Consider the following 13,353-nt stretch of genomic DNA (forward strand, 5'->3'; position numbering starts at 1 on the left):
AAATATTTGTTAAAAACCGATGTCCTCAAAGCAAGTTGCCGTCTGCAAAGCTTTGAGGTTTTCTTCAACGGATAAGAAACTTGCCAGGGTTTTGAAAATCATCATGTGTTCTTTGTCCGTCCGCGCGGCGATGGCAAAGAGGAAATGTACAGGATCGTTTTGAGAGTTTCCGAAATCAACCCCCTTGGGCATGGAAACCAGCGCAATCTGATTGACGAATACATTCCCATTGGGGCGCGCATGCGCCAGTGCAATCCCCGGCATAATGACAATATAAGGCCCGTATTCTTCTACGGCCTTGATCATGTCATCACAGTAGGTCTGGTTTATACAATTGGAACGAATCAATAAGTTCCCGGCAAAGCGTATCGCATCCTGCCAATTATCAAAATCATTATTTAGTACAACATTTTCTTTTGCAATAAAATCTTGAAGGGTCATATCAGTAAAGCACTCCGATGTAAGGATTTATTGAGAACTACGGGGTCATCTTCTTCGCAAATGGTATCGACATCATTGCTGCGCAGGAAATTCATAAAATCTTCCAGGGCAGAAACGTGAGAAGAATTATCGATTGGGGCAAGGCAAAGTATCAACTTTACCGGATCATTGGTAGGATGGTGAAAATAAACAGGATTCTTCAAGGTGACCAGGCTCATTGCCAGGTGATTGACCCCGAGTCCGCCCTCTCCATGTATCAATGCCACTCCTTTGCTGATGACAACATAGGGGCCGGTGTTTTCAACTGTGTCAATCATGGATTGGATAAAGTCTTGAGTAACGTCCTGACTTTCAACCAATATGGAACCGGCAAGAGTTACCGCATCTTTCCAATCCAGAGTGTTTTGATTGCACCGAATCTTTTCAGGTGGCAGCAATTGATACAGGGAAGGTTGAATCTTGTTGTGCTTGATTGAAATGCCCGCTCGGGTAAAACACTCTTGCAGTGAGTCAACAAAATTGGGCAAATTATCCATCACACTCTGTCTCTCAACCGTGGAGACGATATCGTTGAAAAAATCCAGAGAGTTGTCTGTGGGGTTGTTTTTTGTGGAATATTTCTCGATCATGTTTTCGATGATCTGATAATCCTCATCGGTCAGGATGGGATTAACCTGGACCCAGGGATACGCGCAATCGGGTAGGGGTATGCTGGAGATGATGAAATCAATCCCCTCTAAATCTGTAAAATTCAAATCACTGCCGGTTGTTATCGTAATGATGCGAATACTTTTAAAGCGCGAACAAATCAATTCTTTGAGCAGTGTTGCGGTTCCAATTCCATGCACGCATACAATGGCAACATTGCTTACGGTGAACATACGTTTTCTTCTCACGATGGAAGCGCAGAAATGTAAGGATAAATATGCGATATCCTCCTCCTGAATTCCATCCAGCAGCGGAGAGTGAATCGCATCTATAACACTGGTTAGATTCTTAAATACATCTTCGTAATTGGTTTTAATCAATTCAAGATTTGGATTGTCATTCGGCATCTTATTCTTCAGGCGAAAGATCATCGGTCCAAGATGGGCTTGTAAAGCGGTGTAGATCTCTTCCTCATCGTAGAAAGGGATCTGCAGCCGCTTGCTCATCGCGCGAATGATACGATCCGCCAGTATCTGGACTTGTGCCCAGTCTTCTTTCAAATATGGTTCAGGGTTTGAGTATTTGGAACTAACCAGTAAAACAGTGAGGGTACAGCGATCGTAGAGCGGTAGTTCAACTTGGAAGCATTTCTCTACCTGTCGGCTGATCTCCTCCGCAACCTTATATTCATTGGTCGCCTGAAGCAGCGCCTGGTTTTCATGGTCAGCCAGGATGGATTTGTGAATAGAAATGCGGGTCAGTATTACACAGAGGTTTAAAATGAGATTTCGAAGGGAATTGTAGGAAAGCTTTTTATTGGCTTTCTCTTCAATACCATGTGCGATTGCAACTAAAGAATTGAACCAGGCATCGCAAAAATATTTCTGCACCTGGCGTTCAACGTAACCGGGATTGTATTTTTCTCCGGAGATATAATCCGCAAAATGGAGATTATGCTCAACCACACCAAAACACAACTCCCTGATTTTTTGTTCATTTCCCGAAAGGAAGATCCCGCTGCCGGGTTTGGAAAATAGCTGCAGACCTTCTTTTTTTACCTGTGTTTTTATTACGGATAGGTCTTTATCAATACAGCTCTTGCTCACGCTCAGCGTGTCCGCGAGGAATTGGCTGGTTAGATAGCCTGGTGACGATAGCAACAGGATGAGGATAATGGTTTTGCGTTCGTCCGCGGAAAGGGTGAAATAATCCGCGCTTAACCCCGCAAGCCATTGCTTCAGTTTTTCTCTTTCTTCTTCAGAAACCGAGAGAGAAACCTTAGACCGGCTGCATTCAATCTTGCTGAATCCCTCACGGTATAAAAAAGAATTCGCTTTTTCAATCTCATAGCGAATTACCCGCGAAGAAATACCGAGCTTGCTGCCAAGATCGTCGATTTGGTAGGATTGCCCGCTGCATAACTGTTTAATTATTCGAAAGGATTTACTATTCATTTTGAATTATTGCTTGTTCGCAGAACAAATTGAATGAAGCCTACTTTTTTGAGTATAGTGTTTCAAAGTATTCAGGAAAAGCTTAATCTTTCTCCATTGAAATTACGGAATTTACAACATCGTTTCTTGTTTAATACATACTCAGGCACGGATGCTATGAAAGAGAAATAGGAATTAGTGGGAATATCGTAAAAGACAGAAAGAAAATTTACTGATCGATGTTCATGAATTGTAAAACGGTTTAGAGAGATTTATAAAAGGAAAAGCTCACTATCAGCGGATACTTTAATCCTTGCTTGTGTGGCAGATATAACCCGGAAATAATTTTAACAATAGTGAGAACTTGAACCAACCCAACTGGGAAAAAGAAAAAACAGGGCGCACGAAAGTGCGCCCTGTTTTTATATTCCGTTTGATTTATTGATGCAGGCTTTCCACCAGCCCCGCGACCCGTTCCGCGTCGACGCGTTTGTTGACGTCCCCGTCGAATTTGAGCGAGCTGCCCACGATAACCCCGTCGGATACTGCCAGGTACTGCGCGGCGTTCTTTGCGTTGATGCCGCTGCCGATGATCACGGGTGTGCCCCCGGCCATCTCCTTGACCTGCTGCACGTCTTCAATCGTCGGGTTTTGGCCGGTGAGCAGTCCCGTCACGATCAATGCGTCCGCGCCGGATTCGATGGCTTCATGCACGGAGAATTCGATCGGCTGCGGAGCCAGCGGAAAGGTGTGCTTGACGTTGATATCGGCAAAAATCATAGCTTTGGCCGGGTAAGCCGCCTTCAGGCGCATCAGGCGCGGCGCGCAGGCGTACGAGATCCCATGGATGCCGATGCGGTTTTCCACGAAAGCTTCCACGCGGATGAAATCCGCGGCGCTGGCCAGCGCCAGCGCCCACTCGCTGTCGATGTCGTTGAATTGCACGTTGATACCGAAAGGCAGGCTGCTTTCTTTGGAGAGCTGTGCACAGACAGCCGCCATCACCGCCAAGGCTTCACGGGTGATCTCGCCTTCGTAGGGCACATCGCCGAAGTTTTCGATGATGAAAGCGTCAGCGCCGCCTTTTTGCAGGGCCAGCATATCCTCGACTGCCGCTTGCATGATAGCGGTGATGCTGCCGGCGTAGCTGGGCGACCCGGGCAAGGGCAGCAGATGCACCATGCCGATTAGGGGATTTTTATCGAAAACTGTTTTAAAGCGATTATTCATCGTAGACCTCGTTATATCAATAAGTATTCGGGTGATTTTAACGGCTATCCGTGTTTATGTGTGAATATTCCTCATTCTCCGATGATCTTGACCAGCACGTGCTTGCGGCGCAGGCCGTCGAACTCGTAGTAGAAGATCTGCTCCCAGGTGCCGAAATCCAACTTGCCGTTGGTGACAGCCACCACCACCTCGCGGCCCATGATGGTGCGCTTCAAGTGCGCGTCGCCATTATCCTCACCGGTGCGATTGTGGCGGTAATGCGATAGCGGTTCGTGCGGGGCCAGCTGTTCCAGCCAGTCGTCATAATCCTGGTGCAGGCCGGGCTCGTCGTCATTGATGAACACGCTGGCAGTGATGTTCATGGCGTTGACCAGGCACAACCCTTCGCGGATGCCGCTCTCGCGCAGGCAATCGTTTACTTCTGGAGTGATGTTGACGATCCCGCGCAAACCGGGGATTTGGAACCATAATTCTTTACGATAACTTTTCATTGATCTCCTGCAATAAAAGATTGATGATGGCTCATATGCTGAACCCTAAAAATAAACGCATTTGAATTTTATTAGATTTATTTTTTTATGTAAAAACTATTCTATAAATATGCTATAGTTTAATATATTACCCTTGGAGGAATTGATGACTGGAACGAGTAAAAGTAATAAAACCGTACTGGACGGACTTAAAGATTTATTAGGCGGTAAAGAAAAAGTTGATGAGAGCACAGCAAAGAAGACAACGATTTCATCCACCAAAGCAACTGCCAGCAAGACCACTAAACCCGCAACGAGCGGCACGGTCAAGCCATCCGCAGCCAAACCCGCCGCGGCCAAGCCCGCTGCGGCCAAACCTACCAAAGAGGCGCAGGACAGCTTGAATGCCTATAAGGCTGAACAGGCAGCCAAGAAACAATTGGAAGTCCTGGAATCCAAAACCCATCAGGATCTGATCAACGCGGCGTATAAAGCTGCCGAAACGCTCGGCATCGCCCCCTGGGTCTTGCTGCGCGCAGCCGGCTGGGGCAACTTCACCGATGACCGCGGCAAGAAATACAAGGGTCCCGCCATTGACGAAATCGAAGGACTGGATGCTGCCCAGAAGAAAGCCCTGAAGGACGTATTGGGTCTTTAGCCGATAAACCGGTTTAATAATTAGCATACAGGAAGGATGATCGTATTGTCCTTCCTGTTCTTATTTAAATGTCAGGTCAGTTCGACCAACGCAAATTGATTCAGAGCAAACAGCAAAATTTCGTTCAGCTTATATTGATCTAAAACTGTATGCGAGATCTGTTTTTCCAACGCCAGGCTGACGATGCCATGCATCTGACCCCAGATGGCGACGGAGAGCAGGTCGGTCTTTCCAGTTGGAAAGATGCCTGCATCCTGGCAGGAACTGACAATCTTAGCTAGTAATGCCGCGGTAGCTTTGGAGATTTCGACAAACTCTGGATAAGCTTTCTCCTGTTCCAGCACCCCGGAAAACATGATGTTGAAGATGTCGCGTTCCTGCACGGCAAAGTCGGCGTAGGCGCGCGCGCAGGCCGTGATCTGCTTGATTGGCTGAGATTTGAAGTGAGCGGAAGCGGCTTCCAGTTTGGCGTACAGGCGATGAAAACCCTCCGTAGAAATGGCCGCGATCAGCGCTTGTTTATCCGAGAAGTGCGCGTAGGGAGCGGAGTGACTGACGCCGGCCTCGCGCGCTACGCTGCGCAGGCTGAGCGCGCCAATGCCGTCCCGCGCCAGGATCTCAACCCCGGCCCGGATCAACGCGTTCTTTAAGTCACCATGGTGATAGGTGTCATTTGTCATTCTTTAATATTATCGAGAAAACTTGACAGCGTCAAGATGGCTATGTATAATCTAGACAGTGTAAAGATATAATGAGGCATTTTATGCAGGAGTATCTGGAACTCAAAGAACAACTGGTCGCATCGGCTCAGGAACTGACCCAAAAAGGATACCTGATGGCCACCGGGGGCAACATTTCCATCCACCCTGCCAATAGCGAAGTCTTCGTTATCACCCCATCCAATTTTGACTACATGAAAATGAAGCCGCAGGACGTTTGCCTGTTGGATATGTCGCTGAATCAATTGGAAGGTGAATTGAAGCCCTCGGTCGAAGCCGGTATGCACTGCGAGATCTACAAGGCCCGGCCGGACGTGCACGCCATTGTGCACACCCACCAGGTCTACGCCAGCGCCCTGACGCTGATTAAAGCGCCCATCCCGGCCCTGTTCGATGAACAGGTGCGTTTCCTGGGCCGCAGCGTGGAGATTATTCCCTACGCGCCTTCCGGCACCGGTATGTTGAGCGGTACCGTGGCGAAGCATGTGCGCGGCCATAACAACGCCTACCTGATGCAGAACCACGGCGCCCTGGTATTCGGGCACGACATGGAGCGCGCCATCCACAACGTTGAGATCCTGGAAAAATGCTCGCTGGCGTATCTGATCGCGCTGTGTTCCGAGCAGAAAGTAAACAAGATCCCCCTGGCCGTACGCGAGATCGCCTTTTCCAAGCTGCGCAAAGACCAAAAGAAATCCCAACAAGGAGAAATCAACTCAGCAGGTGAATAACCTGATGAGGAGTTATCCATATGAGTGACGAACAAAAATACGCTATCAGCCAATACCCGGATGTGGAAGCAGTTTACCGGCAGCTGAACAACCTGATCCGCCAGCCTTTGCTGGAAATCCGTCCGGAAAAACTGCAAGCTTATCTGGATTATTTTGAGACTTCCTGCCGCCGCTCCAAGGAACTGACCACGGAAGCCAAGCAATATATTCCGGGGGGCGTACAGCATAACCTGGCTTTTAACTATCCTTTCCCGATCGCCATCGAAAAAGCCGAGGGCGCCTATTTATGGGATGTGGACGGCAACCGTTACATTGACTTCCTGCAGGCGGGCGGCCCAACCGTGTTGGGCAGCAATTACGCGCCGGTGCGGGAAAAGATTTTTGAATTACTCAAAACCTGCGGCCCGGTCACCGGACTGTTTCACGAGTATGAGCTCGAACTGGCCAAGCTGGTCAACCGACTGATGCCCTCCATCGAGATGTTCCGTATGCTGGGTTCAGGCACTGAAAGTGTAATGGCCGCCATCCGCGCGGCGCGCGTGTTCACCGGCAAGAAATTCGTCATCAAGGTCGGCGGGGCTTATCACGGCTGGAGCGACCCCATGCTGTACGGGCTGCATGTACCCGGCACCGGCCGCTTCGAGGCCAAGGGCATTCCGCGCGGCGCTTCCGCATCCACGCAGGAGTTTTTCCCCAATTCCATCGCGGCTTTGCGCCGGCACCTGATCTTCAACCGCCTGCGCGGCGGGACGGCGGCCGTCATCCTGGAACCGCTGGGGCCGGAATCCGGCACGCGCCCGGTGCCTTTTGATTTCAACCGGCAGGTGCGCAAGCTGTGCGACGAGTTCGGCGCGCTGTTGATCTTCGATGAAGTGGTTACGGGTTTCCGCGTCGGCATGGGCGGCGCCCAGGGTTACTTCGGCGTCGAACCCGACCTGACGGTTTTCGGCAAGTGCATCACCGGCGGCTATCCCATGGCCGGCGGGGTGGGCGGGCGTGCGGATGTGGTCAGCACGTTTGCGGCCGGTATCGGCGGTACGGGCGAGCGCGCCTACATTGGTGGTACGCTCTCGGCCAACCCGCTTTCCTGCGCGGCCGGCTACTTTGCCCTGCAGGAAATGGAGCGCACCAACGCGCCCGTCATCGCGGGCCGGGCCGGCGACCGGCTGACAGCCGGTTTGCAGGCCATCATTGAAAAATACCACCTGCCTTTCGTAGCCTTCAACCAGGGCTCGATTGTGCATCTGGAGACTTCGGCAGTCATGCTGCTGGATCTGCACAATCCGTTCAAGCTGCTGAAAGAATTGAAACCACGTAAACACATGATGGAGCAGATGGGCGCGGCTTACATGGCCGAAGGCCTGATCACCCTGGCGGGTTCGCGTATGTACACCTCGATGGCCGATACGGATGCGGTAATCGACGATGCTTTGGAGCGCTTTGAAGTGGTACTTGCGTCTTTTGAGGGAGTTGGATAAAAATAGGGATACTTTTCAACTTGAGGAGGAGTTCCAAATGAAAAACAACTACAAAGTGTATGGATACCGCTGGGTTGTTTTGGCCACCTATATGCTGGTCAACCTGACCATGCAGATGTTGTGGATCACTTATGCACCCATCACCAGCCTGGCGGCTGATTTCTATGGCGTGAGTGATTTGAAAATCGGCCTTTTATCCATGTCTTTCATGATTGCATTTATCCCCTTATCCATTCCGGTTTCCTGGATGATTGACCGTTACGGGTTCCGCCTGGCAGTAGGTATCGGTTCCGTGATGATGGGCGCGTTTGGCGTTTTGCGCGGACTGGCGGGCGCCAATTACAGCCTGGTGCTGGCCAGCACAATCGGCATCGCTGCCGCCCAGCCGTTTCTGCTGAACACCTGGACAACCGTTCCGGCTAAGTGGTTCCCCAAGGATGAACGTGCCACCGCTGTCGGCCTGGTCACCCTGGCCAACCTGGTCGGCACAGGACTGAGCATGGTACTGACCCCCATCCTGGTCGAGGGCGGCATGCCCATCCCGCAAGTCCAATTGCTTTATGGCGGCATCTCTGCGGTTGCCGCCATTTTGTTTGTCCTGACCGCGCGTGAAACACCTCCGACGCCGCCCTGCGAGGATGGCGAAGAAGTACGCGCTTTGATGCTGGATGGATTGAAGCACGCGCTGACCGTTAAACCCTTCCTTTACTACGTATTTGTCTCCTTTGTGGGGTTGGGAATCTTCAATGGCGTAACCACCTGGGTGGAAAACATCATCAATCCGCGCGGTTTCACGCCCACCGATGCCGGCACCTTGGGGGCTTTGATGCTGGTGGGCGGCGTGCTGGGCGCGGTTATCATCCCGATGTTTTCGGATAAAACCCAGAAACGCCAGATCTTCATGCTGACCAGTATTTTGTTGGCGATACCGGGGTTGATCGGGTTGATCTATGCTAAAAGTGCCTGGCTGTTGTTTGCCTCGGCCTTTGAAATGGGCTTTTTCCTGGTCAGCGTGAACCCCATCGGTATGCAGTATGCCTCTGAGGTGACCCATCCCACACCGGAAGGGACTTCCAATGGATTGATCCAGCTCTTCGGTCAGGCTTCCGTAGTGTTCGTTTACATCATGGAAGCATTGAAAACTGCGGACGGGTCTTTTACCTGGTCGCTCCTGCTGGCCGCGGCGCTGTTGGTTGTGTGTGCTTTATTGATAACTCAAATGAAGGACCCGGTGAAATCTGATTAAAAAGTGAGGACTGCGTATGCCCGAAAAGACAATATTGGCCATAGACCTGGGAACTTCCAGCATGAAAGTCGCGCTGGTGGATATCCGGGGAAACGTATTGGGTTGGGAAAGTGAGCCGATATCGCTTTTCGTCACGCCGGATGGCGGTGTGGAACAATCGCCGCAGGAATGGTGGGACGTATTCCTGCGGGTTGCAAAGAAATTAATTAAAAAGAATCCCAAAGCTGCACAGGAAGTCATTGCCCTGTGCAGCTCTACACAGGGCGAAAGCACCATCGCGGTCGACCGCGATGGCCAACCACTGGGCAACTGCATCCTGTGGATGGACATGCGCGGGGCGGACGCCCTGCACCGCCAGCTGCGCGGGACGGTGCATCTGAATGACATCGGCATGCGCGACCTGCTGCGCTTTGTTCGCCTGACGGGCGGGCTGCCCTCGCAAACCGGCAAAGATCCGGCCGGGCACATGCTTTACATTCGCGATCAGCAGCCGCGCATCTACGAACAAACTTATAAATTCCTCAACGTGTTGGATTACATCAACCTGTGCCTGACCGGCCATTTCGTGGCTACGGTGGATTCCATCCTGACTTCCTGGGTAACCGACAACCGCGACCCGAAAAATATTCATTACGACGACCGCCTGATCGATACGCTGGGCATCGACCGCGAGAAATTACCGGAAATTTTGGCCTGCGCGGACGTGGTGGGCAAACTGAAGCCGCAGGTGGCGGACGAGTTGGGCTTGCCGCGCGAGGTGCGCGTGGTGGCCGGTTCGATCGATAACACGGCCGCGGCCATTGGCGCGGGTGCTGTACGGGATTACGAACTTCATCTGTATATTGGCACGTCTTCCTGGATGGCGGCTCACGTTCCCTACAAGAAAACCGACGTGTTCACTTCACTGGCTTCGCTGCCCTGCGCCATTCCGGACCGTTACTTATTGACGGCCCTGCAGGCCACCGCCGGCGGCAACCTGACTTTCCTGCGCGACAACGTCCTCTATCACAAAGATGAATTGCTGCAGGAAGCAGACGTACCGGATATCTTCAAAGTATTGGATCAGATCGCCGAAAGGCCGCCGGCCGGCAGCAACGGGGTGATTTATACTCCCTGGATTTGGGGCGAACGCGCTCCGGTGGAAGACCGCACCCTGCGCGCGGGCCTTTATAACCTGTCGCTTAATAACAATCGTGAGGACATTATCCGCGCTTTTCTGGAGGGTATTGCGTTCAATACCCGCTGGCTGCTGGCCCCGGTTGAAAAGTTCATGAAGCGCAAAGTGCAGCGGCTGAACATCGTGGGGGGTGGCGCGCAGTCGGACGTGTGGTGCCAGATCTTCGCGGATGTCCTCGATTTCGAGGTGCGCCAGGTACAGGATCCTGTTTACGCCAACGCACGCGGCGCGGCCTGGATTGGTGCGGTGGGTATGGGAGAGCTCGCTTTTCCCGAAGTGGAAAATATGATCAAATTCCGGCGGATTTATACCCCCAACGAGTACAATAGGGATGTGTACGATAATCACTTTGACGTTTTTATCAATATCTACAAGAACATGAATAAGATCTACCGGAATCTTAACGCCTGAAAAGACTGCTCAGATAAATCAATATTATTTATAATTATGCCATTATGGATGGTAATGACATTTTCTACCCACGCATGCCTGAAGTGTTCCTGCCCGCGGATATTGCCGATGTTTTTAATCGGGCTCGTTCCGCTGCGGCGGACCTGACGCAGGATGCCGACGGCGTCTATCACAGGCAAATTATTATTGTTACGCCCGGGCGGCTCCTGATTAAGAAAGAATGCCCTTTGGCTGCTGACCTTCAACCGGCTCAAATTGCTTTGCTGGAAAAATTCGTGCCACGCAAACCAACCTTGCAAATTAGTGTTATTGCCTATACCGAACTGGAAGCATTGAAAAAAGATATGCGCCGGGCAATTCCCTTCGTTGATTATCTCCTCGGATTCGCGTCGCTGGGCCATACCGTGTGGGTTTTTGAAGGCCACCCCGCTGCATTGGAAGAAGGATGCCGCGATGCTGATCTGCTATTAGTCGACAGCGGTATGCTCCCGGAACTGGAAAAGAATCCTGACTGGCAGGCAACTGTAGAGCAGGCAATGCGTGTTCCGGAAATCAAACTGGTTTCTCGTTCCGGAAATTAGCCATTACTTTAGCATCAACTCAAGGTATATAAGAAAAACCCCTCGGAAATATTTCCGAGGGGTCTTGTTTACTTACTGCGATAGTCTAAGGATAGTCCCTATTGTCAACCAGGTTGTATGTGATGAAGTCATAAGTACCCAGTATGTAATCCATGCAATAGAACTTGACAGCGATCTTATCTTTGTATTGCAGGTCGGACGGGATACTCAGCGTCAATGTCTGCACACCGCCGTCGCTGGTGAAGCCTGTAACCTCGTACCAGTTTTCAGACGCCATGGCACCATCTTTCATGTACACTGCCCATCTTACATTCGAGGGGAAGTTGGACGTAACGACTGTGATGGTTGCGCCGGCGTTGACTGCCGTAACCTTGAAGGTTGGGAAACCATTCTCAAGGTGGTTGTAGGTTGTATCATCATTGTCTTCCCAATATTTATTGGCATACGGATTGAAATTGCTGTCGTCGTTATAGAAGAAATTATAGGGCGGATCGTATGATCCTTCGACGTTCTCGAACCGGATGTTGATGATATCCTCGTTGGCCAGTTCCTCCGGAATTGGGAACTCAGCATTGAACGTGCCACCGGAATTGGTGGTTATTTTGGAAACCAGATACCCGCCAAGTCCCAGTGTGCCATTTCTATTCATCAGGATATAGAATGTTTCATTGGATGGGAAGTTCTCCATCCGAACATATACGGATTCATTCCTGTTCACGCCCACAATGGTTGTGGTCATGCCTTTTGAATTGGGTTGTGCAGCTACAGGCACGGCAACCAATAGCAGCATAGCCATGGCTATTATGAGAGAAAATCTCTTTTTCATAGGTCCTCCTTTAGTATTAAATGACCATTTTTTTGACAATTTTCTACCTGTTATGTTGCAAGAAACGTACCCGTTTATAAAAATAGGGTAATTTTCGGCGTGAAATTACCCCTTGTGCGAATACATTATAACGATTTAAATTTGGTAAGGCAATAGGTGTAAAAATATCCGGGGAAAGCAGTTCATTCCAGAACACCTTCATTAACATAGCGGGTTAACTCGCCTACGCTTAAATTGCGGATACCCAGTTTTTCAACTGTCCGGCCGCGGCGGTTGTAGTCCGTCTTGTGGATGATGCAGGCCAGGCGGATGATGCTGTCCATGGCGCGTACGGAAATCCCGTATGCCATGCCCAGCGAAGCAATCGGCAACAAGCTCATGGGAATATCTTCGAAAATATAACGGTGAGCCAGGGTGGAAGGGGCTTTGATGCCGTAATAACCGGTTTGGTTGTGGATGGCTTCGTAAAGGGTGGCGCCGGAAACATTGTAAGCCAATTCAAGCCATTCCATGGCGGTGCGGGCCCGAATGCCCAAAGCGGACGCAACCGTTACCCGTTCCCGGTCAAGCGATTCAAGCACGGTGGCTACTGAAGGGGTTACGCCATCGATATAGAATTCAAAATCACCGTGGGTGGATTCGATGCGTCCGGCGTTTAGAATGGTCAGGGCAGGGTGAAAGATTGCGCCCATATTATTCAGCCCGGTATTTAAAACATTTACGCCATCGATAAATTGCGGATAAACGTCGTTGATAGCATCCAATACAATCTGTGTGTTGAAAGCCGGCAGGGCTGCCAGAGGAACAGCCTCCTTGATGCGGAAGATGCGCGCCTGGGCCGGGCCGTCCGAACGGCTGGCATAAATGAAGGTCTCTGCCTCAGCCAGGACGATCTTGGCTTCGCAGCCTTCCCGGCGCAGGATCATATCGAATTCGATCGCGCCGCAGGTGCGCCCCGGGTTTAACAGCACAATCTGACCGTCTTTCAAATGCGGCGCCATGGCCTTGGCCAGATCAGCGTGCGCGGAGGAGGGCACGACCAGCATGATCACCTGAGCGTTGTGCAGAGCTGTTTTCATGTCGGCGGTGGCTTTTTTTAATTCGCCAAAACCGTGCGGGCCGCCGGGGTAGCTTTCCAATTCGATACCGCGGCGTTTGCTAACCACTTCTATGTGAGCTTCCGTGCGGTTATAAAGCGTGACTTCTTTGCCCATCAGTGCCAAATGGGCTGCCATTGATTTCCCGCCGTGACCTGCTCCGACCACTGTGTAACGTGTTGGGTACGTCATATTGAATCCTCCTGA

At 51.0% G+C, this 13,353-nt stretch carries 13 protein-coding genes; 6 read left to right on the forward strand and 7 right to left on the reverse strand.

Annotated elements, in window-relative coordinates:
- Positions 1–9: 9 nt before the first annotated feature.
- The 4 genes from Pelsub_RS15825 to Pelsub_RS03030 form a co-directional block, all read right to left on the reverse strand.
- The gene (locus tag Pelsub_RS15825; RefSeq protein ID WP_198418387.1) at positions 10–441 is read right to left on the reverse strand and encodes a PTS sugar transporter subunit IIA; all 432 of its coding nucleotides are present in this window, start codon (positions 439–441) and stop codon (positions 10–12) included.
- Positions 438–2,543 carry a BglG family transcription antiterminator gene (locus Pelsub_RS03020; protein ID WP_116226002.1) on the reverse strand — a complete coding sequence of 702 codons (2,106 nt, stop codon included), beginning with the start codon at positions 2,541–2,543 and terminating at the stop codon, positions 438–440. The genes Pelsub_RS15825 and Pelsub_RS03020 overlap by 4 nt, the downstream gene beginning before the upstream one ends.
- A gap of 417 nt (positions 2,544–2,960) precedes the next feature.
- A complete protein-coding gene (locus Pelsub_RS03025; protein ID WP_116226001.1) occupies positions 2,961–3,752 on the reverse strand; it encodes a BtpA/SgcQ family protein in 792 nt (263 codons plus the stop codon).
- Positions 3,753–3,823: 71 nt separating this feature from the next.
- A complete protein-coding gene (locus Pelsub_RS03030; RefSeq protein WP_116226000.1) occupies positions 3,824–4,243 on the reverse strand; it encodes a secondary thiamine-phosphate synthase enzyme YjbQ in 420 nt (139 codons plus the stop codon).
- Between the two features lie 145 nt (positions 4,244–4,388).
- Here Pelsub_RS03030 and Pelsub_RS15625 point away from each other — a divergent pair, with 145 nt between their 5' ends.
- Complete coding sequence (locus Pelsub_RS15625) at positions 4,389–4,880, forward strand: hypothetical protein (protein ID WP_158674955.1); 492 nt, start codon at positions 4,389–4,391, stop codon at positions 4,878–4,880.
- 71 nt (positions 4,881–4,951) lie between these two features.
- On the opposite strand, the gene Pelsub_RS03045 is transcribed toward Pelsub_RS15625, so the two are convergent.
- Entirely contained in the window at positions 4,952–5,560 is a 609-nt protein-coding gene (locus Pelsub_RS03045; protein WP_126440379.1) for a TetR/AcrR family transcriptional regulator, read from the reverse strand.
- A gap of 83 nt (positions 5,561–5,643) precedes the next feature.
- Between Pelsub_RS03045 and Pelsub_RS03050 the strand changes: the two genes are divergently transcribed.
- From Pelsub_RS03050 to Pelsub_RS03070, 5 genes are read left to right on the forward strand one after another with little or no spacing between them, the layout of a single operon-like run.
- Positions 5,644–6,330 carry a class II aldolase/adducin family protein gene (locus tag Pelsub_RS03050; RefSeq protein ID WP_158674956.1) on the forward strand — a complete coding sequence of 229 codons (687 nt, stop codon included), beginning with the start codon at positions 5,644–5,646 and terminating at the stop codon, positions 6,328–6,330.
- 20 nt (positions 6,331–6,350) lie between these two features.
- Positions 6,351–7,808 carry an aspartate aminotransferase family protein gene (locus Pelsub_RS03055; RefSeq protein WP_116225996.1) on the forward strand — a complete coding sequence of 486 codons (1,458 nt, stop codon included), beginning with the start codon at positions 6,351–6,353 and terminating at the stop codon, positions 7,806–7,808.
- A 37-nt stretch (positions 7,809–7,845) separates the two neighbouring features.
- Entirely contained in the window at positions 7,846–9,054 is a 1,209-nt protein-coding gene (locus Pelsub_RS03060) for an MFS transporter (RefSeq protein ID WP_158674957.1), read from the forward strand.
- A 16-nt stretch (positions 9,055–9,070) separates the two neighbouring features.
- Entirely contained in the window at positions 9,071–10,642 is a 1,572-nt protein-coding gene (locus Pelsub_RS03065) for a xylulokinase (RefSeq protein ID WP_116225994.1), read from the forward strand.
- Positions 10,643–10,686: 44 nt separating this feature from the next.
- A complete protein-coding gene (locus Pelsub_RS03070) occupies positions 10,687–11,223 on the forward strand; it encodes a hypothetical protein (RefSeq protein ID WP_126440381.1) in 537 nt (178 codons plus the stop codon).
- 85 nt (positions 11,224–11,308) lie between these two features.
- Here Pelsub_RS03070 and Pelsub_RS03075 read toward each other — a convergent pair whose 3' ends face one another.
- Entirely contained in the window at positions 11,309–12,049 is a 741-nt protein-coding gene (locus Pelsub_RS03075; protein WP_126440383.1) for a hypothetical protein, read from the reverse strand.
- A gap of 182 nt (positions 12,050–12,231) precedes the next feature.
- A complete protein-coding gene (locus tag Pelsub_RS03080) occupies positions 12,232–13,338 on the reverse strand; it encodes an NAD/NADP-dependent octopine/nopaline dehydrogenase family protein (protein ID WP_116225991.1) in 1,107 nt (368 codons plus the stop codon).
- Between the last annotated feature and the right edge of the window lie 15 nt (positions 13,339–13,353).

Origin of the sequence: Pelolinea submarina, from assembly GCF_003966975.1 — a bacterium.
Taxonomy (GTDB): Bacteria; Chloroflexota; Anaerolineae; order Anaerolineales; family Anaerolineaceae; genus Pelolinea; species Pelolinea submarina.

What these genes read in the sequence shown, in the direction of transcription:
- Pelsub_RS15825 (WP_198418387.1), bottom strand. Translation starts at nt 441, where the DNA reads ATGACCCTTCAAGATTTTATTGCAAAAGAAAATGTTGTACTAAATAAT.
- Pelsub_RS03020 (WP_116226002.1), bottom strand. Translation starts at nt 2,543, where the DNA reads ATGAATAGTAAATCCTTTCGAATAATTAAACAGTTATGCAGCGGGCAA.
- Pelsub_RS03025 (WP_116226001.1), bottom strand. Translation starts at nt 3,752, where the DNA reads ATGAATAATCGCTTTAAAACAGTTTTCGATAAAAATCCCCTAATCGGC.
- Pelsub_RS03030 (WP_116226000.1), bottom strand. Translation starts at nt 4,243, where the DNA reads ATGAAAAGTTATCGTAAAGAATTATGGTTCCAAATCCCCGGTTTGCGC.
- Pelsub_RS15625 (WP_158674955.1), top strand. Translation starts at nt 4,389, where the DNA reads ATGACTGGAACGAGTAAAAGTAATAAAACCGTACTGGACGGACTTAAA.
- Pelsub_RS03045 (WP_126440379.1), bottom strand. Translation starts at nt 5,560, where the DNA reads ATGACAAATGACACCTATCACCATGGTGACTTAAAGAACGCGTTGATC.
- Pelsub_RS03050 (WP_158674956.1), top strand. Translation starts at nt 5,644, where the DNA reads ATGCAGGAGTATCTGGAACTCAAAGAACAACTGGTCGCATCGGCTCAG.
- Pelsub_RS03055 (WP_116225996.1), top strand. Translation starts at nt 6,351, where the DNA reads ATGAGTGACGAACAAAAATACGCTATCAGCCAATACCCGGATGTGGAA.
- Pelsub_RS03060 (WP_158674957.1), top strand. Translation starts at nt 7,846, where the DNA reads ATGAAAAACAACTACAAAGTGTATGGATACCGCTGGGTTGTTTTGGCC.
- Pelsub_RS03065 (WP_116225994.1), top strand. Translation starts at nt 9,071, where the DNA reads ATGCCCGAAAAGACAATATTGGCCATAGACCTGGGAACTTCCAGCATG.
- Pelsub_RS03070 (WP_126440381.1), top strand. Translation starts at nt 10,687, where the DNA reads ATGGATGGTAATGACATTTTCTACCCACGCATGCCTGAAGTGTTCCTG.
- Pelsub_RS03075 (WP_126440383.1), bottom strand. Translation starts at nt 12,049, where the DNA reads ATGAAAAAGAGATTTTCTCTCATAATAGCCATGGCTATGCTGCTATTG.
- Pelsub_RS03080 (WP_116225991.1), bottom strand. Translation starts at nt 13,338, where the DNA reads ATGACGTACCCAACACGTTACACAGTGGTCGGAGCAGGTCACGGCGGG.